The organism is Xanthobacter lutulentifluminis, assembly GCF_043194675.2.
GTDB lineage: Bacteria > Pseudomonadota > Alphaproteobacteria > Rhizobiales > Xanthobacteraceae > Xanthobacter.
In genome coordinates this window covers 2861441-2884590 of record NZ_CM195525.1, presented here as the reverse complement: position 1 = coordinate 2884590, position 23150 = coordinate 2861441, and the positions used below count along the sequence as shown (strand labels likewise).

The 23150-nt window shown below is 71.8% G+C and carries 21 protein-coding genes; 13 read left to right on the top strand and 8 right to left on the bottom strand.

Features of this window, described 5'->3' with window-relative positions; genetic code table 11:
• Nucleotides 1-87 precede the first annotated feature (87 nt).
• From cydD to V5F49_RS13110, 4 genes are all read right to left on the bottom strand, one after another.
• On the bottom strand, nucleotides 88-1887 hold the full coding sequence (gene cydD / locus V5F49_RS13125) for a thiol reductant ABC exporter subunit CydD (protein ID WP_394117368.1): 1800 nt from the start codon (nucleotides 1885-1887) through the stop codon (nucleotides 88-90).
• A gap of 1477 nt (nucleotides 1888-3364) precedes the next feature.
• Nucleotides 3365-4084, bottom strand: a complete 720-nt coding sequence (locus tag V5F49_RS13120) for a 4'-phosphopantetheinyl transferase family protein (RefSeq protein ID WP_394117369.1) — start codon at nucleotides 4082-4084, stop codon at nucleotides 3365-3367.
• A gap of 24 nt (nucleotides 4085-4108) precedes the next feature.
• Nucleotides 4109-4819 (bottom strand): thioesterase II family protein, encoded by a 711-nt coding sequence (locus V5F49_RS13115; protein WP_394117370.1) that lies wholly within the window; start codon nucleotides 4817-4819, stop codon nucleotides 4109-4111.
• Nucleotides 4820-5040: 221 nt separating this feature from the next.
• Nucleotides 5041-5826, bottom strand: coding sequence for a bestrophin-like domain (locus V5F49_RS13110; protein WP_394117371.1), 786 nt, complete (start codon nucleotides 5824-5826; stop codon nucleotides 5041-5043).
• A gap of 216 nt (nucleotides 5827-6042) precedes the next feature.
• On the opposite strand from V5F49_RS13110, the gene V5F49_RS13105 reads away from it, so the two are divergent.
• Nucleotides 6043-6474, top strand: a complete 432-nt coding sequence (locus V5F49_RS13105) for an OsmC family protein (RefSeq protein WP_394117372.1) — start codon at nucleotides 6043-6045, stop codon at nucleotides 6472-6474.
• A 7-nt stretch (nucleotides 6475-6481) separates the two neighbouring features.
• On the opposite strand, the gene V5F49_RS13100 is transcribed toward V5F49_RS13105, so the two are convergent.
• A complete protein-coding gene (locus V5F49_RS13100; RefSeq protein ID WP_394117373.1) occupies nucleotides 6482-7492 on the bottom strand; it encodes an LLM class flavin-dependent oxidoreductase in 1011 nt (336 codons plus the stop codon).
• Nucleotides 7493-8044: 552 nt separating this feature from the next.
• Entirely contained in the window at nucleotides 8045-8953 is a 909-nt protein-coding gene (locus V5F49_RS13095) for a LysR family transcriptional regulator (protein ID WP_394117374.1), read from the bottom strand.
• A gap of 72 nt (nucleotides 8954-9025) precedes the next feature.
• Here V5F49_RS13095 and V5F49_RS13090 point away from each other — a divergent pair, with 72 nt between their 5' ends.
• The 7 genes from V5F49_RS13090 (at nucleotide 9026) to V5F49_RS13060 (ending at nucleotide 16463) form a co-directional block, all read left to right on the top strand.
• Entirely contained in the window at nucleotides 9026-9814 is a 789-nt protein-coding gene (locus V5F49_RS13090; RefSeq protein WP_394117375.1) for an MBL fold metallo-hydrolase, read from the top strand.
• A gap of 21 nt (nucleotides 9815-9835) precedes the next feature.
• Nucleotides 9836-10552, top strand: coding sequence for a gamma-glutamylcyclotransferase (locus V5F49_RS13085; protein ID WP_509210687.1), 717 nt, complete (start codon nucleotides 9836-9838; stop codon nucleotides 10550-10552).
• Nucleotides 10553-10934: 382 nt separating this feature from the next.
• Nucleotides 10935-12119: a cyclohexanecarboxyl-CoA dehydrogenase gene (aliB, locus tag V5F49_RS13080; RefSeq protein WP_394117377.1), complete on the top strand. Its 1185-nt coding sequence runs from the start codon at nucleotides 10935-10937 to the stop codon at nucleotides 12117-12119.
• 53 nt (nucleotides 12120-12172) lie between these two features.
• On the top strand, nucleotides 12173-13801 hold the full coding sequence (locus V5F49_RS13075; RefSeq protein ID WP_394117378.1) for an AMP-binding protein: 1629 nt from the start codon (nucleotides 12173-12175) through the stop codon (nucleotides 13799-13801).
• Between the two features lie 38 nt (nucleotides 13802-13839).
• On the top strand, nucleotides 13840-14637 hold the full coding sequence (gene badI, locus V5F49_RS13070; protein WP_394117379.1) for a 2-ketocyclohexanecarboxyl-CoA hydrolase: 798 nt from the start codon (nucleotides 13840-13842) through the stop codon (nucleotides 14635-14637).
• A gap of 132 nt (nucleotides 14638-14769) precedes the next feature.
• On the top strand, nucleotides 14770-15519 hold the full coding sequence (locus tag V5F49_RS13065) for an electron transfer flavoprotein subunit beta/FixA family protein (RefSeq protein WP_394118571.1): 750 nt from the start codon (nucleotides 14770-14772) through the stop codon (nucleotides 15517-15519).
• Entirely contained in the window at nucleotides 15519-16463 is a 945-nt protein-coding gene (locus V5F49_RS13060; protein ID WP_509210686.1) for an FAD-binding protein, read from the top strand. Before V5F49_RS13065 ends, V5F49_RS13060 begins: the two co-directional genes overlap by 1 nt.
• A gap of 41 nt (nucleotides 16464-16504) precedes the next feature.
• On the opposite strand, the gene V5F49_RS13055 is transcribed toward V5F49_RS13060, so the two are convergent.
• Complete coding sequence (locus tag V5F49_RS13055) at nucleotides 16505-16978, bottom strand: MarR family winged helix-turn-helix transcriptional regulator (protein ID WP_394118549.1); 474 nt, start codon at nucleotides 16976-16978, stop codon at nucleotides 16505-16507.
• Nucleotides 16979-17131: 153 nt separating this feature from the next.
• Here V5F49_RS13055 and V5F49_RS13050 point away from each other — a divergent pair, with 153 nt between their 5' ends.
• The 3 genes from V5F49_RS13050 (at nucleotide 17132) to V5F49_RS13040 (ending at nucleotide 19807) form a co-directional block, all read left to right on the top strand.
• Complete coding sequence (locus V5F49_RS13050) at nucleotides 17132-17878, top strand: SDR family oxidoreductase (protein ID WP_394118550.1); 747 nt, start codon at nucleotides 17132-17134, stop codon at nucleotides 17876-17878.
• 81 nt (nucleotides 17879-17959) lie between these two features.
• Nucleotides 17960-19003: a zinc-binding dehydrogenase gene (locus V5F49_RS13045; protein WP_394118551.1), complete on the top strand. Its 1044-nt coding sequence runs from the start codon at nucleotides 17960-17962 to the stop codon at nucleotides 19001-19003.
• Nucleotides 19004-19030: 27 nt separating this feature from the next.
• On the top strand, nucleotides 19031-19807 hold the full coding sequence (locus V5F49_RS13040) for an enoyl-CoA hydratase/isomerase family protein (protein ID WP_394118552.1): 777 nt from the start codon (nucleotides 19031-19033) through the stop codon (nucleotides 19805-19807).
• Between the two features lie 459 nt (nucleotides 19808-20266).
• Here the strand turns inward: V5F49_RS13040 and V5F49_RS13035 are convergent, their stop codons facing one another.
• Nucleotides 20267-21469, bottom strand: coding sequence for an ABC transporter substrate-binding protein (locus V5F49_RS13035; RefSeq protein ID WP_394118553.1), 1203 nt, complete (start codon nucleotides 21467-21469; stop codon nucleotides 20267-20269).
• A 181-nt stretch (nucleotides 21470-21650) separates the two neighbouring features.
• On the opposite strand from V5F49_RS13035, the gene V5F49_RS13030 reads away from it, so the two are divergent.
• Nucleotides 21651-22091 carry a MaoC/PaaZ C-terminal domain-containing protein gene (locus V5F49_RS13030; RefSeq protein WP_394118554.1) on the top strand — a complete coding sequence of 147 codons (441 nt, stop codon included), beginning with the start codon at nucleotides 21651-21653 and terminating at the stop codon, nucleotides 22089-22091.
• 107 nt (nucleotides 22092-22198) lie between these two features.
• Nucleotides 22199-23149: a hypothetical protein gene (locus V5F49_RS13025; protein WP_509210685.1), complete on the top strand. Its 951-nt coding sequence runs from the start codon at nucleotides 22199-22201 to the stop codon at nucleotides 23147-23149.
• Nucleotide 23150 lies beyond the last annotated feature (1 nt).

Here is a 23150-nt window from a genome sequence, read left to right as displayed (position 1 = left end):
GCCCGGCGCGGACCCGGCCGGGAGGGAGCGGCGCTTCCGCCCGGGCAACGACCCGGTTGATCGGCAAGGCGGCGGGCGATTGCATCCTCATGGCAGCACCTCGACGGCCGCAGATGCCTCAGCGCGGGCGGCGGCGCGCAGGCGGGCATAGGCGCCGCCGGCGCGCAGGAGCACGTCGGGCGGGCCGAACTCCACCAGCCGGCCGGCATCGAGCACCGCCACGAGATCCGCCCCGTCCGCCTGCGCCAGGCGATGGACGGCGAACAGCGCGGTGCGCCCCGCTATCAGGCGCTGCAGCGCCGCCTGCACCTCCCGCTCAGTGGTGGCATCGAGATGGGCGGTCGGCTCATCCAGAAGCACCAGCGGCGCGGCGCGATAGAAGGCCCGCGCCAGGGCGAGGCGGTGGGCCTCCCCGCCGGACAGGCCGGCGCCGCCCTCGCCGATCGGCATGGCGAGCCCGGCGGCGATGACGCCCGCGGCATCGGTGGCGGCGTCCCCGGCCCCATCCGCGCGCCCGCCGGCGAGCCGCGCCACCACCCCGCCGAGCCCGGCCGCAGCGACGGCGCCGGCGAGGCGATCCGCATCCGGCGCATCCTCCCCCGGCGCGATATTGTCGGCGAGCGTGCCGGCGAACAGGCGCGGCCGCTGGCCGGCGAAGGCGATGCGCGCGCGCCAGCCGGCCATCTCCAGCTCGCCGAGCGGCACGCCATTGGCGAGAACCCGCCCCGCCGAAGGCCGGGCGAAGCCGAGCGCGAGGTGGAGCAGGGAGGATTTCCCCGCCCCCGAGGCACCCACCAGCGCCACCCGCGCCCCGGCCGGCACGTGCAGCGTCACCCCGTCGAGCGCGCGGCGGCCATCGGCGAAATCGAGCCGCACGTTCTCGAAGGTGAGGGCGATCCGCTCCGGCTCGGGCAGCGTCCGGGTGCCGCCCGGCTCGGCGGGCGAGGGCGTCTCGGCGAGGGCGATGAGCCGCTCGGCCGCCCCCATCGCCTCCATGCGGGCATGGTAGGCGGCGCCCATGGCCCTGAGCGGCTGATAGAATTCCGGCGCCAGCAGCAGCACGAACAGGCCGTGAAAGAAGGACATTTCCCCCCACAGCAGGCGGAAGCCGATGAAGATGGCGGCCATGGCGATGGAGACGGTGGCGAAGAATTCCAGCACCAGCGAGGAGAGAAACGCCACCCGCAGCACGCCCATGGTGTCGCGCCGGTAGGCGTCGGCCACGCTGGCCACCTCCGCGGTCATGCGGCCGGCGGCGTTGAAGGCCTTCAGCGTGGCGAGGCCCTGCACCGCGTCCAGCAGATGGCCGGACATGCGGGTGAGCGCGCGCCACTGCCGCTGGTTCAGCGCCTCCGCCCCCTTGCCGATGAGGATCATGAACAGCGGGATCAGCGGCGCGGTGACGAGGAAGATCAGGCCCGACACCCAGTCGAGCGGGAACACCACGGCGAGGATCGCCAGCGGCAGCAGCACCGAGGTGACGGAGGCCGGCAGGTAGCGCGTGTAATAAGGCTCCACCGCGCGCACACCGGCCGACAGCGCCGCCACCGTCTCCCCCACCCGCAGGCCGGCGAGGCCGACGGGGCCGAGACGCTCCGCATGGTCGAGCAGCTCGGCGCGCAGGCCGCGCATGACGCGCACCGCCGCCGCAAATCCCGCCCGCTCGGCGCCGAAGCCGGCGAGCGCGCGCGCCGCCACCACGGCGACGACGGCGATAATCTCCGGTGTCGCCGTGTCCAGCGGCTGATGGGCGAACAGCACCCGGTCGATCAGCCGGGCCGCCAGCGCCGCCTGGACGATCACCAGCAGGCCGGAGGCGATGGCGCAGACATAGGCGAGGGTGAGCGGGCCGCGCGCGCCGGCGCGCCGGCCGGCGAGGAAGGACATCAGGCGCCTGCGGTCTTCGGCGGCGATGGCGGATACTCCGGTGACGACCCCCGCCCGCCAGATAGCACACCCCGCCCCCGCCTCCCATGCGGCGCAGAGGTCCGGCACCGGCGGCAGTCCCCATCCCGAATGTGCGAGGGACGCGGCGCCGGCGTTGCGCCACCGGGGCGGCCGCCGGGGCAAGACGGGAGGGGGCTCGGCCACTGTTTGGAGCCGACAGAGCCCGGCACGCCGGGCGGGGCGACCCGGAGCCGGCCGGCGATGCTTGGACGCGGACCATCCGTCGGCGTCGGAAGCCCGCGTGCCGTCGCGCGAGGACACGTGCGCTCTGCCTCACCCGCGGGTGTCCCGCGCGGGGGTATCGGCTTTCCACTTTCGTGGACTTGCGGAGGGGCGAGCCGCGCAGCCTCACGCGCAGGGCGCCGGCTCCGCTCTGGGCTCCGGGGACGAGGGGGCCGGCCGGCTTCCGGCGTGCCTCAAATCGGGCGAGGCAGCGTCCTGCGAGCAACGCCAGACGCCCGCTCCGCACGTCACCGACATGCCGCGTCTACTCACCCGCAAGGGCCGCGGCTCTCGGCCCGGGAGGGGAGTGGGCGGGCCCGGCCTTCCTCGGGCAGCAGCGCGCCGGAGGTCCACCGCCCGGCCCCATTCGAACCGCACCCCTCTCGGCGGCTGTGCTCTCAGGGCGGGCGGGGAAGAGGGTCCAGCCTTCCTCGGGCAGCAGCGTCCTGAACCCGGCGACAGCGGACGGGAGACACGGCGACCGGGCCTGCCCGCCACAGCCGCGCCCTGCCGCCGTGGCGGGCGGTCGCGGCCTTCGCTGATCACGGGCTGCTCAAGGCTCTATCTCTCTACCCGGCGACCCGCAACGGGCAGCAGCGCGCCAGGAGTCCACCGCCCGGCCCCATGCCACCCGTGAACCGCACCCCTTTCGGCGGCGGCGCTCTCAGGTCGGGCGGGCGGGGGAGAGGGTCCAGCCTTCCTCGGGCAGCAGCGTCCTGAACCCGGCGACAGCGGACGGGAGACACGGCGACCGGGCCTGCCCGCCACAGCCGCTCCCTGCCGCCGTGGCGGGCGGCACGGCCTTCGCTGATCACGGGCTGCTCGAGGCGCCATCTCTCTGCCCGGCGCCCCGCAAGGGGGCAGCGGCGCGCCGGAGGTGCACCGCTCGGTCCTACGCCACCCGTGAACCGCACCCCTTTCGGCGGCGGCGCTCTCAGGTCGGGCGGGGGAGAGGGTCCAGCCTTCCTCGGGCAGCAGCGCCCTGACCCCGGCGACAGCGGACGGGAGACACGACGACCGGGCCTGCCCGCCACAGCCGCGCCCTGACGCCGTGGCGGGCGGTCGCGGCCTTCGCTGATCAGACGGGCTGCTCGAGGCGCCATCTCTCTGCCCGGCGACCCGCAACGGGCAGCAGCGCGCCGGAGGTCCTCCGCCCGGCACCATTCGAACCGCCCCCCTCTCGGCGGCGGCGCTCTCAGGTCGGGCGGGCGGGGGAGAGGGTCCAGCCTTCCTCGGGCAGCAGCGTCATCAGGCGGGGGAGCTGGACGCCGGAGACGGCCACGGCGAGGCCGGCGTCCGGCGCCAGCATGGGGGCGTGGAGCGCGGCCACCGTATAACGGGCACCGGCGCGGGACAGGGTGGTGGCGCCCGTCTCCAGCGGCAGCAGCAGCTTGCGCGGGTCGAGCACCAGCCCCTCCCCAGTCGCCTTCACCAGCGCTTCCTTCCGGCACCAGACCGACAGCGCCGCGGACACCTGCGCCGCCGGCGGCAGGCGCGCCCAGGCGGCGGCCGAGGACGCATCGAGAAAGCCCGGCACGAGGCTGCGCCAGTCGGTCAGGGTGCGCTGGCGCTCCACGTCCACGCCGATGCGCGCGGCGCGGGCGAGGCCCACCGCCACCCAGGCGCCGGAATGGCTGACGTTGAAGTCGATGTCGCCGCCATGCTCCACATGCGGGCGGCCGCGCCCGTCGCGGATGATGGCGATCTCACGCGGACCGCGCTCCAGCGCCGCCCCCAGCAGCGTGCGGGCGAGCCGCCACGCCGCGCGCCGGCTGTCCCTGTCCTCCGCCTTCAGGAAGCGGGCGATGCGCGCCTCGTCGGCATCCGGCAGGGCGAAGCGGCAACCCGGCGCGGCGGCGAGGTCGTCCACCCGCGCCACCGCCACGAGGCTCGCGCCCGGGGCAAGGGCCGGCACCGGAGGGCCGCTTCCCCCCACGGCTCAGGCGCCCGCCGTCCGGCCGGCGCGCCAGGCGGGCAGCACGCGGCGGAGCAGGTCGATGAGGCGCGGCTCCTGCTCGCGCACGAAGAAGTGGCCGCCGGGCCAGAACTCCACCGCCAGCGGCCCGCTCACCAGCTCGGACCAGGCATGAAGGCTCGCCGGCGGGGTGGCGGGGTCCTCGGTGCCGCCGAGGATGATGGCCGGCACCGGCAGCGCCGGGCCGGGCGAGAAGGCGTAGGTGTCCACCATGCGGAAGTCGGCGCGGATCACCGGCAGGGTGGCGGCCAGAACGTCGGGCCGGGCGAGCACCGCGTCGGACGTGCCGCCGATGCGCTGCAGCTCGGAGGCCAGCGCCGCGTCGCTCAGGGTGTGGCGGGCGAGCGGCGGCCCGTCGAGGTGCGGCGCGGCGCGGCCGGACAGCACCAGCCCGGTCACCAGCACCCCATGGCGGGCGAGGGCTCGCGCCGTCTCGAACGCCAGCAGCGCGCCCATGGAATGGCCGTACAGCACCACCGGCCCGGTGCGGTGGGACAAGGTGGAGGCGATGTCCTCCGCCAGCTCGGTGATCCGCTGCGGGAACGGCGCGCCGAACCGCGCGCCGCGTCCGGGCAGCTCGGGGCTGTCCACGGTGGCGATGCCGGAGAGCGCGAGCTTCCACGGCCGGAACAGGGCAGAGGACGCCCCCGCATGGGGCAGGCAGACGAGCCGCACGGCCTCACCCCGCCCCGCCGGCGGACGAAGCCGGCACCCGCAGGGGCCGTGGCCCGGTGGAGATGGTCCGCTGGATGTGCTGCATGGCGCGCCCCTCCCGCTGCGAGATAAGCGCGAAAGCCGCGGGGGCTCAAGCCGGGTTGCGGCATCGCAGCAAAAAAGCCGGCGCAGGCCGCCCGGAGCGTTACCGCGCTGCCTCCCCCGGCGGATCCCGGCGCGGGTCAGGCCGGCGCGTGCGGCGGGCGCGTGGTGGTGATCTTGAGCTCGCGCACCACCTGATAGAGCGGGTCGGCCGAGGGCCGGATCAGCCCCTGCGAGGGCGAGCCCAGCTCCAGGATGATGAACACGCAGCCGGCGATGGCGGAAGCGCCCAGCAGCAGGAAGGAGAGCACGGTGGCGTTGCGCGGCGCGAACAGGCCGAAGCTGGCGAACAGCAGCGACAGCCACGCCACCAGCAGCACGAAGAACGGCGCCGGCATCACCATCTTGGATTTCTCCACCAGCGACCAGCGCGCATCCACCATGTTTTCCAGCAGGCTGAGGGCGCGCGCCTGGATATGGCGCTCGCGGTCGGTCTTCGGCTCGAGGCGCAGCACCTGCTCGTTGATGGCCTCCACCTCGTGCAGGGTGGTCAGGCCCACCTCGTCGGTGTCGGGGGCGGGGCGGGAGAGCTCGTCCGCCTTGTTGCGGGCGTAGACCGCCAGCGCCTCGCGGATCTCCGCGGTGTCGGCGCCATAGGAGAGCAGCACCCGGTTGAGCTTGATGATGTCCGCCGCCAGCGCCTCGATGGCGGTGGTGCGGGCGCTGAAGGAGGCGCTGGCCGAGTTCACCATCAGCCCCAGCACCAGCGCCGCCAGCGTGCCGACCACCGCCATGGACACCGACACCGCCGTCCCGGTCTCGCCGGTCAGGTGATGCTCCGGCAGGCGCGGCGCCAGCCACAGCCCGAGCATGGCTCCGCCGCAGATGGCGATGAGGGAAAGCAGGCCGGCCAGGATGGAGCTCATGTCCTCGAAATCCGAAAATGGGGTCCGCGGGCGCGCGGCTCGCGCCTTATAGAGGCGTGCCGGCGCGGCGCGAAGCGTCCGGCGGCGTGAAAATGATGCCGTGCGCGCCACGAAATGCCGGAAGCAGGCGAACCGTCCGACGCCCTGCGGCGTTGACGGCGGGGCCGCGCGCTGGCGCCGGCCGCACGCGGGGGCGAGCCCCGCAGGAGACGGGTCATGGCCATCATCCGCACCGGCTCGGCCGAATGGAGCGGCGGCATCCGCGACGGCAGGGGCAAGATCTCCACCGAGAGCGGCGCCCTCGCCGCCTACCCCTATGGCTTTTCCAGCCGGTTCGAGGGGCAGCGCGGCTCCAATCCGGAAGAACTGCTCGGCGCCGCCCATGCCGCCTGCTTCACCATGGCCCTCTCGCTGGTGCTGGGCGAGGCGGGGCTGACCGCCACCCGCCTCTCGACCTCCGCCAAGGTGTCGCTGGACAAGACCGACGCGGGCTACACCATCACCCGCGTCGATCTGGTGCTGGAGGGCGAGGTGCCGGGCGCGACGCCGGAGCAGTTCGCGGAGCTTGCGGGCAAGGCCAAGGCCAATTGCCCGCTCTCCCGCGTGCTGCGGGCCGAGATCACCCTCGACGCCGCGCTCGCCGCGTGAGCCGGCCTCAGGCGGCGCTGGTCTGCCAGTCGGCCGCGTGGGGCAGCGCCTCGGAGATGAGCCGGTAGGACTTCAGGCGCAGGTCGTGGTCGAACACGTCGGACACCACCATCACCTCGTCCACGCCGGTTTCCGCCACGAACGCCTCCAGCCCGGCCCGCACCGTCTGCGGGCCGCCGACGACGCTGCGCGCCAGCATGCGCCCGGCCTGCGCCTTCTCCATGGGGCTCCAGTAGGTCTCGATATCGTCGATCGGCGGCTTGCTGAGGCCCCGCGCGCCCCGGAAGATGTCGGCGAACGACATCTGCTGGGTGGTGGCGAGGCGGCGCGCCTCGGCATCGCTGTCGGCTGCGATCACGTTGATGCCGGCCATGGCATAGGGCTTGTCCAGCACCGCGGAGGGCTGGAAGCGGTGGCGGTAGACGTCGAGGGCCTCGAGCAGGTCGGCCGGCGCGAAGTGCGAGGCGAACGCATACGGCAGCCCCAGCGCCGCCGCCAGCTGCGCGCCATAGGTGCTCGACCCGAGGATCCACAGCGGCACGCGGGTGCCGGTGGCCGGCACCGCGAACAGCGTCTGGCCCGGCTGCGCGTCGGCCAGATAGGCCTGCAGCTCCAGCACGTCGCGGGGGAAATTGTCGGAATTGTCGAGCGAGCGGCGCAGCGCGCGCATGGTGGCCTGATCGGTGCCGGGCGCGCGGCCGAGGCCGAGGTCGATGCGGCCGGGAAACAGGTGGGCCAGCGTGCCGAACTGCTCGGCGATCACCATGGGCGCGTGGTTGGGCAGCATGATGCCGCCGGCGCCGACCCGGATATGGCGCGTGCCCGCCGCGATATGGGCGATCACCACCGAAGTCGCGGCGCTGGCGATGCCCTGCATGTTGTGATGCTCGGCCACCCAGAAGCGCCGGTAGCCCCAGCCTTCCGCGTGGGCCGCGAGATCGCGCGCGTTGTCGAGGGACTGCCGCGCGTCGGAGCCCTGCCGGACGCGCACGAGATCGAGAATGGAGAGATGGACCATGAACCCCGCCTGCTGCTGCGCCCCGCCTTCAGATAGGCGCGCGGGGCGCCGGCTCAAGTCGGCGGGTCGGATCCCGCCCCCGGAACCGGCCTTGTGGATCCCCTGCCCCTCGCGCGCCCGCGCCGACACCCGCCCGTCCGATCGCGGTCGACGGGCGGAAAAACGGGCAGCGCACGCACGGTACCGGATCGATGCCCGCCTCGCGCGGCCACTGCGCATGGAAGCCGGCGCATTCCCCCCCGGCGCATCCGCGCTCGGAAGGCGCCCAGCACAGGCGGAGGAAAGCCGTACGCGGTAAGGGCTCTTTGGCGCGGACATGCCGGGCAGCCAACCGACCAGCCGCCCAGCCACCTGCCCGCGCCACTACGCGATGGCGCCCCCGCAGACAACGGCCGCAGCACGCTCGGATCGACCGCCGCCGCGCAGCAGGGGCTGGTGCAGGCCGCGGACCGAGCCCGAGCGTCGGGCCGCCGCGCGACCCTGCGGGCGAGCTGTCCCGTCCCATCCGGTCCACGCGCCGTCTGCGTCGGTATCAGCCGGGTGGCTCCCGGATCACTCCGGCGCTTCGAACAGCCGCGCTTCCGTCGCGAACAGCCCGGTCAGCGCGTCACGCACCGCCGCGACGGCGCGGTCATCGGTGGCGAGGCGGTTGGTGACGAGGCAGAGATCGCGGGCCGGCGGCGCGGGCCCGAGCGCCAGTTGCACGAGGCCGCCCGCCTGCCGGGCCACGAAATGGGGAACCAGCGCCACCACCGCTCCGGCGCGGGCCGCAAGCGCCTGCGTCAGCTGGGTGTTGGCGCGCAGGCGCAGCCGCGCGCCCGGATAGTGGCGGGCGAGCCATGCCGCCTCGGGCAGATGGGCGTTGGCCTCGTCGAACCCCGCGAATGCCGGAACCTCCCCGGCCGCGAGGCGCGCGGGCCAGTCCGGCGCGCCGTAGAAGCCGAAGCCCACCGACACCAGCCGCCGCGCCAGCACGTCACCGTCGCGCGGCGGGCCGAGGCGCAGGGCGATGTCGGTCTCCCGCCGGGCGAGGCTGGCGAGCCGGCGGTCGGAGAGGATCTCCAGGTCGATGCCCGGATGGCGCGCCGCCAGCGCGCCGAGCCGCGGCACCAGGAAGGCATCGGCGAGGCTGGGAATGACGCTCACCCGCACCAGCCCCTCCAGCGGCCGCGCGCTGCCGCCGCGGGCGAGCCGCCGGGCCGCCTTCTCCATGGCGTCGGCCGCATCGAGCACCGCGGCGCCGGCGGGGGTGAGGGCATAGCCGTCGGCCCGGCGCTCGAACAGGCGCTCGCCCAGCGTACGTTCGAGCGCGGCGATGCGGCGGGCCACCGTGGCGTGGTTCACCCCCAGCGCCCGCGCGGTGGCGGACAGGCTGGCATGCCGCGCCAGCGCGACGAAGAAGCGGGCGTCCTCCCAGTCGATCCCGCCTCCGTGCGCCCCTGTGCGATTTCGATCAGCCATGGCGCGAGAATAGGGAATTTTCGCGCAGCGGCGAAGTCCTATCCTGCGCGCTACGAACCTCACGGAGCGCCCATGACCGCTGCATCCTCCGGCGAAAGCCACGTCACCCTGACCCTCATCGGCGGCCCGACCGTGCTGATCGAGGTGGCGGGCCTGCGCCTCCTCACCGATCCCACCTTCGATCCGCCCGGTCTCTACCAGGAGACGCCGGTGCGCTTCGAGAAGACGCAGGGGCCGGCGCTCTCGGCCGAGGCGGTGCTGCCGCTCGACGCGGTGCTGCTCACCCACGACCAGCATCTGGACAATCTCGACCGCGCCGGTCGCGCGCTGCTGCCGCAGGCCGGCAGCGTCTTCACCACCCGTGCCGGCGCCGCCCGGCTGGGCGGGAATGCCGAGGGGCTGGACCCGTTCGAGACCCGCACGCTGACCCGGCCGGACGGTGGACGCCTGTTCATCACCGCCGTACCCGCGCGGCACGGACCGCCCGGCATCGAGCCCATCTCGGGTGACGTCGTCGGCCTGCTGATCGGCACCGATGCGCCGGGCGACACGCTCTATGTCACCGGCGACACCGTCTGGTACGAGGGCGTCGCCGAGGTGGCGCGCCGCTTCTCGCCGCGCATCGTCGTGGTGTTCGCCGGCTCGGCCGAGCCGCGCGGCCGCTTCCATATGACCATGGATAGCAACGACGTGCTGGAGACCGCCCGCGCCTTCCCGCAGGCGACGCTGGTGGCCGCCCACACCGACGGCTGGTTCCACTTCAAGGAAAGCGCCGCCGAGCTTGCGGCCTCCTTCGCCGCGCTCGGCCTCGCCCACCGGCTCGTCACGCCCGAGCCGGGGCGGCCGCTGCGCCTCGGCTGAATAAAAGGCCGAAACGGTGCCGTGGAATTGGCGCGGTTCGTGCTTATATGGCTCGACGCCATGAAGACCCACGAGCTGACCCGCGAACTCATCCAGTCCGGAGGCATCGACGCGATTGTCGCGCGCGATGCGCCCACGCTGCGCATCCTCACCCCGGCGGAGCGCGAGGCCTCGCTGCGCGCCACGCTGGCGGCGCGGCCGGACGGTCCGGTCTGGCTGTTCGCCTACGGCTCGCTCATCTGGAACCCCACCGTGCATACGGTGGAGAGCCGGGTGGCGCGGATCGAGGGATGGCACCGCGCCTTCTGCCTCACCACCATGATCGGGCGCGGCACTCCGGCCAATCCCGGCCTCACCCTCGCGCTCGACGCGGGCGGCGCGTGCGAGGGGCTGGCCCTGCGCATCGAGGAGGACATCCTCGAGCGCGAGCTGGCCCTGCTGTGGCGGCGGGAAATGCTGGCCGGCGCCTATGTTCCGCGCTGGCTGGACGTTTTGGATGCAGATGGGCAGCGGTTCGGCAGCGCCATCGCCTTCACCATCGATCCCGCCAGCCGCGAGTATGCCGGCGGGCTGGAGCGCGCCGAGGTGGTGCGCCGCATCGCCACCGCCTCGGGCGCCATCGGCACGGCGGCGGACTATCTGTTCGAGACCTGCGCCGGGCTGCGCTCCCACGGCATCCCCGATCCGACGCTGGAGGCGCTGGCGGCCGAGGTCACGGCCCTGCGCGCCGAGGACTAGGCAGGCCCCTCGGCGGCGGCGGATGGGCCGGCTCGGCGTTCGCCGGCATGGCGGCCCGGATGCCGGACCGCCTGCGCACGTCAACTCGCAACCCGTTTTCCGGCCGCGGCGGCGCGGCAGTCCCTGGCCATCCTGCCCTCACCTTCACACCGGTCCCCTCGGCCCCGGCGCCGGGGCACGCACTTTTGTCGAAGGCGGAATTTATAGCAATGCCTTGACATGAAATTTTGCTGCTCATATGGTGCCGCCTCGTTATAACAATATATTTATATAAGTTCGGAGGCGACGCCCGGAAAACCCTCCGCCCCAGCGGAGGGCCGGGATGCGGCTGGCACCGGCGTGCCGTGCCGCGGCGCATCCGGGCCGACCGAGGGCAGCGAGCATGACCGAGACCGCCTCTTCCACCGCCGATGCCGGAACGCCGTTCGGCCTCACCGCCGAGCAGGCGAGCTTCGCCGAGACCACCCGGCGCTTCGCCGCCGACGTGCTCGCCCCGGGCTACAAGGCCCGCGAGCGCGAAGGCCGCGTCTCGCTGGAGCTGCGCCGCCAGATGGGCGCGCTCGGCCTGATCGGCACCGAGTTCCCGGCCGAATACGGCGGCCTCGGAACCGATCACGTCACCTCCGGCGTGGTGCTGGAGGCCATTTCCGAAGGCGATTTCAACGTCGGCTACATCCAGCTGCTCGGCTCCCTGTGCGGCGCCATCGTCGCCCGTCATGCCGCGCCCGACATCGCCGCCGAGATCCTGCCGAAGGTGGTCTCCGGCGACGCCATCATCGCCCTCGCCCTCACCGAGCCGCGCGGCGGATCGGACGCCGCCAACCTGGTGCTGAAGGCGACCCGCGACGGCGACCACTATGTGCTCGACGGCGAGAAGACCTCCATCTCCATGGCCGACCAGGCCGAGTATGCGGTGGTGTTCGCCCGCACCGGCACGGTGGAGGAGAAGGCGCGCGGTGTCTCCGCCTTCCTCGTGGACCTGACCGCACCCGGCATCAGCCGCACCCGCTTCAGCGATCTCGGCGAGCACGCCATCGGCCGCGGCTCCATCTTCTTCGACCAGGTGCGCGTGCCCGCCACCCACCGCCTCGGCGCCGAGGGCTCCGGCTTCGTGCAGGTGATGCAGGGGTTCGATTTCTCCCGCGCGCTCATCGGCCTGCAGTGCCTCGCGGTGGCGCGCGTGTCGCTGGCCGAGACCTGGGCCTACGTGAAGGACCGCAAGGCGTTCGGCCGGCCGCTGGCGGACAACCAGGGCGTCACCTTCCCCCTCGCCGAGGCCGAGACCATGGTGGAGGCGGCCCGGCTGCTCTGCTACCGCACCCTCGCCGCCAAGGACGCCGGCGCGCCCCACACCAAGGAGGCCGCCATGTGCAAGTGGTGGGCCCCCAAGCTCGCCTTCGAGGTGGTGCAGACCTGCCTGCTGCTGCACGGCCACGCCGGCTATTCCAACGAGCTGCCGTTCGAGCAGCGCCTGCGCGACGTCTTCGGCCTGCAGATCGGCGACGGCACCGCCCAGATCATGAAGCTCATCATCGCCCGCGAGGCCCTCAAGGGCGCCAACGCCTGACCCCGCGCCGGCGCAAGAACCACACGGCGTAAACGCCAGGGAGGACAGATCTCATGAGTTTCGACCTGATGCCCCTCGCGCGGCGCGAGACCATGGTCGCCGCCGGGCTGTGGCGCGACGAGACATTGCTCGACCATTTCCGGCGCAACGTGTCCGCGCGTCCGGACAAGACCGCGCTGATCGCGACCCGCACCGAGCAGGGCGACGCGGTGCGCCTTACCTTCGCCGACCTCGACACCCTCTCCGACCGCCTCGCGGTGGGCCTGATGCGGCGCGACGTGGCGCCGGGCGACGTGGTTTCCTTCCAGCTGCCCAACTGGTGGCAGTTCACGGTGCTGCACCTCGCCGCCCTGAAGGTCGGCGCCATCTCCAACCCGCTGATGGCGATCTTCCGCGAGCGCGAGCTCACCTTCATGCTGGGCCTCGCGGAATCCAAGGTGTTCGTGGTGCCCTCGCGGTTCCGCAACGTGGATCACCGCGCCATCGCCAAGGCGGTGCAGGCCGCCGTGCCCACGCTCACCCATGTGGCGGTGGTGGACGGCGAGGGCGACGAGAACTTCGACCTGCTGCTCGCCGACGACATCACCGCTGGGGAGCGCGCCACCCTCGCCTCCCGCCGCCTGTCGCCGGATGCGGTCATCGAGCTGCTGTACACCTCCGGCACCACCGGCGAGCCGAAGGGGGTGAGCCACACCTCCAACACCATGCTCGCCAACCTCGTGCCGTTCGCCGAGCGCCTGCACCTGGGCGTCGACGATGTGGTGCACATGCCCTCGCCCATGGCCCACCAGCTGGGCTTCATGTACGGGCTGGTGCTGCCGGCCATGCTGGGCGCGACCGCGGTGCTGCAGGACATCTTCGTCGCCGAGACCATGGCGCGGCAGATCACGCAGGAAGGCGCCACCTTCACCATGGGCGCGACGCCGTTCCTGAACGACCTCTCCGACTACTGCCTCAACACCGGCACCCGCACCCCCACCCTGCGCACCTTCGTCTCGGCCGGCGCGCCCATTCCCCGCGCGCTGGTGGTGAAGGCGCGCGAGGCGCTCGACGCAGCCATCATCTCGGCCTGGGGCATGTCGGAGAACGGGGCGGTCACCACCACCCGGCCCGACGACCCGGAGGAGAAGGTGACCGGCACCGACGGCTGCCCCCTGCCCGGCATGGAGGTGCGGGTGGTGGACATCAACGGCGCCCTGCTCGCCCCCGGCGAGGAGGGCATCCTGCAGGTGCGCGGCTGCTCCAACTTCGTCGGCTATCTCAAGCGGCCCGGCCTCGCCCAGGTGGACCGCGAGGGCTGGTTCGACACCGGCGACATCGCCCGCATGGACGAGGATGGCTACATCCGCATCGCCGGTCGCTCGAAGGACATCATCATCCGTGGCGGCGAGAACATCCCGGTGGTGGAGGTGGAGAACATCCTCTTCAAGCACCCCGCCGTCGCCGCGGTGGCCATCGTCGGCTACCCGGACCAGCGCCTCGGCGAGCGCGCCTGCGCCTTCGTCATCCCGCGCGCGGGCATGAGCCTCACCTTCGAGGAGATGGTCGACTACCTGAAGGCCCAGAAGATGGCCATGCAGTACATCCCCGAGCGCCTGCGCGTGGTGGATCAGCTGCCCTCCACCCCCTCCGGCAAGATCCAGAAATTCCGCCTGCGCGAGATCGCCCGCGACGAGGCCTGAGCCCGCGCGCTCCCCCCCTTTCCTTCGGAGAAGACACGATGAGCTACGAGGACATCCTCTACGAGGTGCGGCCGGCCGGCGTCGCCCGCATCACCATCAACCGCCCGGACAAGTACAACGCCTTCCGCGGCCAGACCGTGGAAGAGCTGATCCATGCCTTCCAGACCGCCGGCTGGGACCGCTCCATCGGCGTGATCGTGCTCACCGGCGCGGGCGACAAGGCGTTCTGCACCGGCGGCGACCAGAGCGCCCACGACGGCCAGTATGACGGCCGCGGCACCATCGGCCTGCCCATCGACGAGCTGCAGAGCCTGATCCGCGACGTGCCGAAGCCGGTGATCGCCCGGGTCAACGGCTTCGCCATCGGCGGCGGCAACGTGCTCGCCACCATCTGCGACCTCACCATCGCCTCCGACAAGGCCCAGCTGGGTCAGGTGGGACCCAAGGTGGGATCGGTGGACCCCGGCTTCGGCACCGCCTATCTCGCCCGCATCGTCGGCGAGAAGAAGGCCCGCGAGATCTGGTACCTGTGCAAGCGCTACAGCGCCCAGGAAGCCCTCGCCATGGGCCTCGTGAACGCCGTGGTGCCTCACGACGAGCTCGACGCCGAGGTGGACCGCTGGTGCGGCGAGCTGATGGAGCGCAGCCCCACCGCCATCGCGCTGGCGAAGCGCTCGTTCAATGCCGACACGGAGACCATCCGCGGCATCTCCTCGCTCGGCATGGCGGCGCTCAGCCTCTATTACGACACCGACGAATCCAAGGAGGGCGGCGTCGCCTTCCGCGAGAAGCGCAAGCCCGACTTCATGCGCCACGCGGCGAAGAAGAAGGACTGAAGAAACGGACCGGGCGCAAGCTCATCTCAGGCAAATCGAAAGAAGAGCCGCACACCCGCCGGCGCGGCACGGCCGACCCTCCCCGGGGCGGCCGTGCCCCCGGCCCTGCGGAGCGGCCGGGAGACAAGCTCTATGAAGATCCTGGTGCCCGTTAAGCGGGTGGTGGATTACAACGTTAAGGTGCGGGTCAAGTCGGACGGTTCGGGCGTTGAGCTTGCGAACGTGAAGATGTCGATGAACCCGTTCGACGAGATCGCGGTGGAAGAGGCGCTGCGGCTGAAGGAAGCGGGCAAGGCGACCGAGGTGGTGGCGGTGTCCGTCGGCCCGGCGCAGGCCTCCGAGACGCTGCGCACCGCGCTGGCCATGGGCGCCGACCGCGGCATCCTGGTGAAGACCGACGCGGTGGTGGAGCCGCTGGCGGTGGCCAAGATCCTGAAGGGCGTGATCGCCGAGGAGGCCCCCGGCCTCGTCATCCTCGGCAAGCAGGCGATCGACGACGACTGCAACCAGACCGGCCAGATGCTCGCCGCCCTCCTGGGCTGGCCGCAGGGCACGTTCGCCTCGAAGGTGGAGGTGGCCGACGGCGGCTTCGCCATCACCCGCGAGATCGACGGCGGCCTGCAGACGGTGGCGCTCAAGGGCCCGGCGGTGGTCACCACCGACCTGCGCCTCAACGAGCCGCGCTACGCCTCGCTGCCCAACATCATGAAGGCCAAGAAGAAGCCCATCGCCGAGAAGACGCCCGACGACTACGGCGTCGATGTCGCCCCGCGCCTCGCCGTGCTGAAGACGGCGGAGCCGGCGGGCCGCAAGGCGGGCGTGAAGGTGGGCTCGGTTTCCGAGCTGGTGGCCAGGCTCAAGGATGAGGCGGGGGTGATCTGATGGCGACTTTGCTTCTCGCCGAACACGACAATGCGGCGCTCAACGGCGTCACCGCCAAGGCGCTGACCGCTGCCGCCGCCCTCGGCGGCCCGGTGCACATCCTCGTCGCCGGCCAGGGCGCCGGCGCGGTGGCCGAGGCCGCGGCCAAGCTCTCGGGCGTGGAGAAGGTGCTCCTCGCCGACGACGCGCTCTATGCGCATCGCCTCGCCGAGCCGCTGGCGGCGCTGATCGTGGCGCTGGCCCCCGGCTACGACGCCATCGTCGGCCCCTCCACCGCCAGCGCCAAGAACGTGCTGCCGCGCGTGGCCGCCCTGCTCGACGTGATGCAGGTGTCCGACATCATCAAGGTGGCGGCGCCCGACACGTTCGAGCGGCCCATCTATGCGGGCAACGCCATCCAGACGGTGAAGTCCTCCGACCCGAAGAAGGTCATCACGGTGCGCACGGCGTCCTTCGCCGCGACGCCTGAGGGCGGCTCCGCCCCGGTGGAGGCGGTCGCGGCCGCGGCCGATCCCGGCGTGTCGACCTTCGTGGAGGAGGCCATCGCCGCCTCCGACCGTCCCGAGCTGACCGCGGCCAAGATCATCGTGTCGGGCGGCCGCGCGGTGGGCTCGCGGGAGAAGTTCGCCGAGGTGATCGAGCCGCTCGCCGATGCGCTCGGCGCGGCGGTGGGCGCCTCGCGCGCGGCGGTGGACGCCGGCTACGCCCCCAACGACTGGCAGGTCGGCCAGACCGGCAAGGTGGTGGCCCCCGAGCTCTACATCGCGCTCGGCATCTCCGGTGCCATCCAGCACCTCGCCGGCATGAAGGACTCCAAGGTCATCGTCGCCGTCAACAAGGACGAGGAAGCCCCCATCTTCCAGGTCGCCGACTACGGCCTCGTCGCAGACATCTTCCAGGCCGTCCCCGAACTCAAGGCCGAAGTCGCCAAGATCAAGGGATGATCCAAACACGTCGCCGGCGGAAATCCGCCGGCGACGGCCGGTCAGACCTCGTTCAGGCCGTCGCGCAGGCGGTCGAGCAGCTGGTAGAGCTGGACCTGCTCCTGGGCGTCCAGCGGGGTCAGGGCGCGCGCATAGAAGGCCTCGATCTGCGTCTGCATGGCATCCCAGGTGCGGCTGCCCTCGGGGGTCATGCGGATGAGGCGGCTGCGCCCGTCCTCCGGGTCCTTCACGCGCTCCACCCAGCCGCGCGCCTCCAGCCGGTCGAGCACCGCCGTGAGGTTCTGCCGCGAGAGCATGAGGAAGGAGATGAGATCCTTCACGCTCATGCCCTTCTCGCGCACCAGCGGGCGCTCCAGCGCGCCCAGCACCGCCCATTGCTGCGTGGTGGCGCCGAAGTCGCCCATGTAGCGGGTGCCGTTCTTGTGCATCAGATTCGAGCACTGATACAGGCGGAAGAACAGGCGGTTCGCGATCTCGAAGCGACCCGGTTCGAGCGACGTGTTGCGGCGAGACATGGATGCGGCCCTTTCGTCATCGCCGGTTAGGAGAAGGGCACCGCCGACGCAACACAATTTTATATCAATGAATTGACATATCAAATCGTGATCGCATAATGCCGCTCGTTTCATCATGAGCGAGCATGAGCCGTGAAAGAATTCGATAATCGAGTGATCGTAATCACCGGCGGCGGTGGCGGCATCGGCGGAGCAACGGCCCGTCGTTTCGCTGCCAAGGGGGGACGCGTCGCGGTGCTCGACCGCGATCTGGAGGCCGCCGCGCGCACCGTCGCGCAGATCGAGGCCGAGGGCGGCGCCGCCCGCGCCTATGCCTGCGACATCACCGACCGGCCCGGCGTGGACGCCGTGGTGGCGGCGGTGGAGGCCGATCTCGGCCCCATCGACGTGCTGGTGAACAACGCCGGCTGGGACGTGTTCCGCCCCTTCCTCGCCACCTCTCCGGAGGATTGGCAGCGCCTCATCGCCATCAACCTCACCGGCGCGCTGCACATGCACCACGCGGTGCTGCCGGGCATGGCCGCGCGCAAGTCCGGCCGGGTGATCAACATCGCCTCCGACGCCGCCCGCGTCGGCTCCAGCGGCGAGGCGGTCTACGCCGCCTGCAAGGCCGGCCTCGTCGCCTTCTCCAAGACGCTGGCCCGCGAGCATGCGCGCGACGGCATCACCTTCAACGTGGTGTGCCCCGGCCCCACCCAGACCGCCCTGTTCGAGGACTACAAGAAGGGCGCCGGCAACGCCGACAAGCTGGCGGAGGCGTTCCGCCGCTCCATCCCGCTCGGCCGCATCGGCGATCCCGAGGACCTGCCCGGCGCCATCACCTTCTTCGCCTCCGACGCGGCAAGCTACATCACCGGCCAGGTGCTGTCGGTATCCGGCGGCCTGAGCATGGTAGGCTGAACTCTCGACCAACGGCGCGCGGGACCACCCGCGCGCCGGCGAGATCCGCGCCAAGCGGACGCAACCCACGGGAGGATGTACATGACGATGATGCGCGCGGCGTTCCTGACCGGCCACGGCGGCAACGAGGTGGTGGAGATCGGCGAACGCCCCGTCCCGGCCCGCGCCGCGGGCGAGGCGCTGGTGCGGGTGCGCGGCGCGGGGCTCAACCGCGTCGACCTCTACATGCGCGACAGCGGTGCCGGCATCACCCACCGCCTGCCGCAGATCATGGGCCTCGATGGTGCCGGCGAGGTGGTGGAGGTGGACGCCGGCGAGCGCCGGCTGAAGCCGGGGCAGAAGGTCGTCATCCATCCCGCCCTCGGCTGCGGACGCTGCGAATTCTGCCAGCGCGGCGAACATATTCTGTGCACCTCGGCGCAATACATCGGTGAACACCGCGACGGCACGCTGTGCGAATACGTGTCCGTTCCGGTCATCAACCTGTTCCCCATGCCCGCGGGCTACGATTTCGTGGAGGCGGCCGCCCTGTCCGCCGCGCCCATCACCGCCTGGCGGATGGTGTTCACCAAGGCGCAGGTGAAGCCGCAGGACACCGTGCTCATCTTCGGCATCGGCGGCGGCGTGTCGCTGTCCGCGCTCGCATTCGTGAAGATGATCGGCGCCCGCGCCTTCGTCACCTCGCGCGATCCGGACAAGCGCGCGCGGGCGCTCGCCCTCGGCGCCGACGCCGCCCTCGACAGCACCGGCGCGGACACCGCCTCCCAGGTGCTGGAGCTGACGGGCGGACGTGGGGCCGACGTGGTGATCGAGAACGTGGGCGAGGCGGTATGGCCCATCGCCCTGCGCGCGCTGGTGCGCGGCGGCCGCATCGTCACCTGCGGCGCGACCTCGGGCGACCAGCCGTCCGCCGATCTCAGGCGCATGTTCATCCGCCAGCTGCAGGTGCTGGGCTCCACCCACGGCACATTCGGCGAGTTCCGCGACATGCTGGAGGTGTGCGCGCGCGGCCTGTTCCGGCCGCAGATCGACACGCGCTTCCCCCTCGCCGACCTGCATGCCGCGCTCGACCGCCTCTCGGCGTCGACCCAGTTCGGCAAGATCGGCATCGACCTGCCGGCCTGAGCCGCCCGTTCCCAAAGGACCTGCCCGATGACCAGCCCCGCCGCCGACGCCCGTCTCACCTTCGCCGTGGACGGCGCCGTCGCCACCATCACACTCTGCCGCCCGCCGGTGAACGCCATCGACGATGCCATGCTCGACGCCCTCGACGGCGCGCTCGCGCAGGTGGAGGCGCGCCCGGACGTGGCGGTGGTGCGGATCCGCAGCGCAGCCAAGGCGTTCTGCGCCGGCGCCGACCTCGAGATGGTCTCCCGCCGCGTCGGTCACGCCGAGGGCGCGGCGGAGATGGTGGAGACGGTGCGGCGGTTTCATGCGGTCTTCGACCGGCTGGCGTCGCTCCCCGCGGTGACGCTGGCCGAGATCGGGGGCCCCGCGCTGGGCGGAGGCCTCGAACTTGCGCTCGCCTGCGATCTCAGGATCGCCGCCCATGAGGCGCGCCTCGGCCTGCCCGAGGCGAAGGTGGGCCTCCTGCCCGGCGCCGGCGGCACGCAGCGCCTCACCGGCCTGTGCGGACCGGGCGTGGCGGCGCGGCTCATCCTCACCGGCGAGCTCATCGACGGGCAGGAAGCCGCGCGCCTCGGCCTTGCCCAGTGGGCCGTTCCCGCGGGCGAGCTGGAGGCGGCGGCCACCTCCGTCGCCGCCCGCGCCGCCGGGCTCTCGCCCGAGGCGGTGCGCGCCGCGAAGGGCTGCATCGCCGTGGCGGCGGCGGTGGCGCCGGAAGGCGTCCGCGCCGAGGTGGACGGCATCGGCGCGCTGATGCGCGAGGACGGCACCCGCCGCCGCGTCGCCGCCTTCCTCGCCCGCTGAGCCGGACGGCGCTCCTTTCCCCCGCCCGCGCGCCTGCCTCGCACCTGCCGCGCGCACCTGCCGCGCGGGACCACGGGCGCGGATCGGCGCCCTGACGAACCACGCCTGCATCGCCCCGGTGCATCCGCATTGCGAGGGACGGCGACCGGACGGCATCGCCGGAACGGTCGCGGACGACAGGCGATGCAGCACCCAGCTCGCCCCATCGTCGCTGTCCCGAGCACGGCGGGCGCCCGGGCCGTCCGCTTATCCTCCGACCGCTTCGCGCCGGCCCTTCCGGTGACCCGCCCCGTCGTCGATTGTTGCCCCCATCCCCCCGGTGCGCCTGAGCTCCCTTGCCAACCCATCGCGAACGCCGCGGCACCTCTGCGGCCAGATCCGCGCCCGTGCCCCGACACAAAGAAGGCCGGACCCTGAGGGCCCGGCCTTCCTCCGTACAGCCGCGTCAGCCGCGCCGGATCACTTCACCAGCGGGCATCCGCCTTCGTTGAGCGGGCGGAACGCCTGCGCCGCCGGGATGGTGGCGAGGGTCTCGTAGACATCCCACTCGCCCTTGGACTGGGCCGGGGTCTTCACCCGGAACAGGAACATGTCGTGCACCGCGCGGCCGTCGATGCGCACCTCGCCCTTGCCGAACAGGGGATCGTCGATGGGCATCTGCCGCATCTTGGCGAGCACGGTGTTGGTGTCCTTGGTGCCGGCGGCCTCCACGGCCTTCAGATAGTGCATGATGGAGGAATAGACGCCGGCGTGGACCTGGGTCGGCATCTTGCCGTTGTGGAGCGCGGCGAAGCGCTTGGCGAAGGCGCGGCTGGCATCGTCGCGGTCCCAGTAGAACGCTTCCGTCAGCACCAGCCCCTGCGCCAGCTTGAGGCCGAGGGCGTGGATGTCGGTGATGAAGGTGAACAGGCCGGCGATGGACTGGCCACCCTGCACGATGCCGAATTCCGACGCCTGCTTGATGGCGTTGATCATGTCCTCGCCGCCGCTGGCGAGGCCCACCACCTTCGCGCCGGAGGCCTGGGCCCGCAGCAGGAAGGAGGAGAAGTCGCTGGTGCCGAGCGGATGCTTGACCGAGCCGAGCACCTGCCCGCCGGACGCCTTCACCACCGCCACCGTGTCGCGCTCCATGGCGTGGCCGGAAGCCTGGTCCACGGCGATGAAGAACCAGCTGCTTCCGCCCTGGCGCACCATGGCGCCGCCGGTGCCGTTGGCGTTGGCCCAGGTGTCGTAGGTCCAGTGGATGGTGTTGGGCGAGCACTTGGAGCCGGTGAGATCGGCGGTGGCCGCTCCGGCGTTCAGCTGGATCCTGTCCTTGTCCTTCACGATCTGGCTCACCGCGAGGGCGACCGGCGAGCCGGTGACGTCGCCGATCACGTCCACGCCCTCCTGATCGATCCAGGAGCGGGCGACGACCGAGCCGATATCGGCCTTGTTCTGGTGGTTGCCCGAGACGATCTCGACGTTGATGCCCTTGCTCGCCCCCTTGAAGTCCTCGACCGCGAGCTTGGCGGCGGCCACGGAGCCGGGGCCGGCGAGGTCGGAATACGGCCCGCTCATGTCGCTGAGGATGCCGATCTTGATCTTGGTGTCGGCCGCGACCGGGCCCGCCCACAGGGCGATGCCGGCCAGAAGCCCGTAAACGCACGCGCGACGGCGCATGGTGTCCTCCCTGGAAATGACGATGGTTGTTTTGGTTGGCGCCGATTTATATCAAGCACATGCCATATATTATGTCTAGCTATTGATATTTATGGCAGTGACGCTACGGTGCGTCCCCCGCGTCGCCCGACCCCGAGGCCGGCCGGGCAAGAGGCGAGCGGGCAAGAGGCGAGGAAGCGACATGCAGGACTTCCACGTGAAGCCGGGCGACAGCGCCGTCTTCACCAAGACGGTGGGCGAGAGCGACGTCTATCTGTTCGCCGGCATAACCGGCGATTTCGCGCCCAACCACGTCAACCGCGCCTTCATGGAGCGCACCCGCTTCGGCCGGCTGCAGGCCCACGGGGCGCTGCTGGTGGGCTTCATGTCCACCGTGGCGGGCCTGATCGCCATCCGCACCCCGCCGGAGGCCAACGAAGTGGCGGTGGCGCTCGGCTATGACCGCGTGCGCTTCCTCGCCCCCGTGTTCCTCGGCGACACCGTCACCACGCACTATCGCGTCACGACGGTGGACCCGGAGCGGCGGCGCGCCACCGCCGAGGTGGAGGCCCGCAACCAGGACGGCACGCTGGTGGCGGTGGCCTCGCACATCCTTGCCTGGGTGCAGAACCCGCCGGCGTGACCCGGCGCCCGGTGCACGCGCCTCCTCCCGGCTCGAACCGCGCAATCTGCCGCAGCGACAGGCAGCGACGGCACTTCCCCGCGCGCGCCATGGCGTGAAGTGGCACCTTGACCACCATCATCCCAGGCGCCACGAAGCTGCCGACCATGGACAGGGGCGGGGTGAGGCAGATGGTGTCAGGCAAGGGCGCGTCCGAGGGCGCGATCGTTTCGGCGACCACGGCGCGTCGGGGCACGCCGGCTGGCGCGGGTCTGGCGGCGCGCCTGCTGGGCCCCGTGCTCGGCGTCGCGCTCCTGACCGGACAGGCGGTCGCCGCCGACCCGCCGCCCGCCGCCCCGGCCACGGCGCCCGCGCCCGTCTCCGACCCCTGGCAGTTCCAGCTCACCTTCTATGGCTGGGCCACCGGCATCGACGGCAACGTCGGCATCCGCAGCCTGCCCACCGTGCCGGTGAACGCCTCGTTCGTGGACCTCGTGTCGAACCTGCAGGGCATCCTTCCGGTCAGCTTCGTGGCCAAGAAGGACAACTGGACCATCCTGTTCGACTTCTTCTGGACCGACCTCGGCGTGGAGAACAACCTGCCCGGGCCGCTGCTCGGCAAGGTGAACGCCGACCTGCGCCAGACGCTGGCCTCCATCGCCTTCGGCTATCGCCTGCCGGTGGGCGACCCGAATTTCGACCTGAGCGCCACGGCCGGCTTCCGCTACCAGCGCCTGTCGCTCGACACCAGCCTCTATTCCCTCGCGATCCCGTTCGCGGCGTCCGAGTCCGACGTGAAGGACTGGCTCGATCCGGTGTTCGGCCTGTCGCTGCAATATCGCATCAACGACAAGTGGTTCGTGAACGCGCTGGGCGACATCGGCGGGTTCGGGCTGGGCTCGAAGCTGACCTGGCAGGCATTTGGCGCGGTCGGCTACAACTGGACGCAGAACTGGTCCACTGCGGTGGGCTACCGCGCGCTCTATACGGACTATCAGTCCGTCACCGGCCTGTTCTCCAATTTCCGGTACGAAACTACCATCCACGGCCCGTTCATGAGCCTCGCCTACCACTTCTGAG

Bases quoted from the DNA above. Each gene is read 5' to 3' on its own strand.
- V5F49_RS13040 (WP_394118552.1), top strand. From the start codon at position 19,031: ATGACCAGCCCCGCCGCCGACGCCCGTCTCACCTTCGCCGTGGACGGC.
- V5F49_RS13030 (WP_394118554.1), top strand. From the start codon at position 21,651: ATGCAGGACTTCCACGTGAAGCCGGGCGACAGCGCCGTCTTCACCAAG.
- V5F49_RS13090 (WP_394117375.1), top strand. From the start codon at position 9,026: ATGACCGCTGCATCCTCCGGCGAAAGCCACGTCACCCTGACCCTCATC.
- V5F49_RS13100 (WP_394117373.1), bottom strand. From the start codon at position 7,492: ATGGTCCATCTCTCCATTCTCGATCTCGTGCGCGTCCGGCAGGGCTCC.
- V5F49_RS13105 (WP_394117372.1), top strand. From the start codon at position 6,043: ATGGCCATCATCCGCACCGGCTCGGCCGAATGGAGCGGCGGCATCCGC.
- V5F49_RS13055 (WP_394118549.1), bottom strand. From the start codon at position 16,978: ATGTCTCGCCGCAACACGTCGCTCGAACCGGGTCGCTTCGAGATCGCG.
- V5F49_RS13095 (WP_394117374.1), bottom strand. From the start codon at position 8,953: ATGGCTGATCGAAATCGCACAGGGGCGCACGGAGGCGGGATCGACTGG.
- V5F49_RS13110 (WP_394117371.1), bottom strand. From the start codon at position 5,826: ATGAGCTCCATCCTGGCCGGCCTGCTTTCCCTCATCGCCATCTGCGGC.
- aliB (WP_394117377.1), top strand. From the start codon at position 10,935: ATGACCGAGACCGCCTCTTCCACCGCCGATGCCGGAACGCCGTTCGGC.
- V5F49_RS13075 (WP_394117378.1), top strand. From the start codon at position 12,173: ATGAGTTTCGACCTGATGCCCCTCGCGCGGCGCGAGACCATGGTCGCC.
- badI (WP_394117379.1), top strand. From the start codon at position 13,840: ATGAGCTACGAGGACATCCTCTACGAGGTGCGGCCGGCCGGCGTCGCC.
- cydD (WP_394117368.1), bottom strand. From the start codon at position 1,887: ATGTCCTTCCTCGCCGGCCGGCGCGCCGGCGCGCGCGGCCCGCTCACC.
- V5F49_RS13045 (WP_394118551.1), top strand. From the start codon at position 17,960: ATGACGATGATGCGCGCGGCGTTCCTGACCGGCCACGGCGGCAACGAG.
- V5F49_RS13035 (WP_394118553.1), bottom strand. From the start codon at position 21,469: ATGCGCCGTCGCGCGTGCGTTTACGGGCTTCTGGCCGGCATCGCCCTG.
- V5F49_RS13065 (WP_394118571.1), top strand. From the start codon at position 14,770: ATGAAGATCCTGGTGCCCGTTAAGCGGGTGGTGGATTACAACGTTAAG.
- V5F49_RS13060 (WP_509210686.1), top strand. From the start codon at position 15,519: ATGGCGACTTTGCTTCTCGCCGAACACGACAATGCGGCGCTCAACGGC.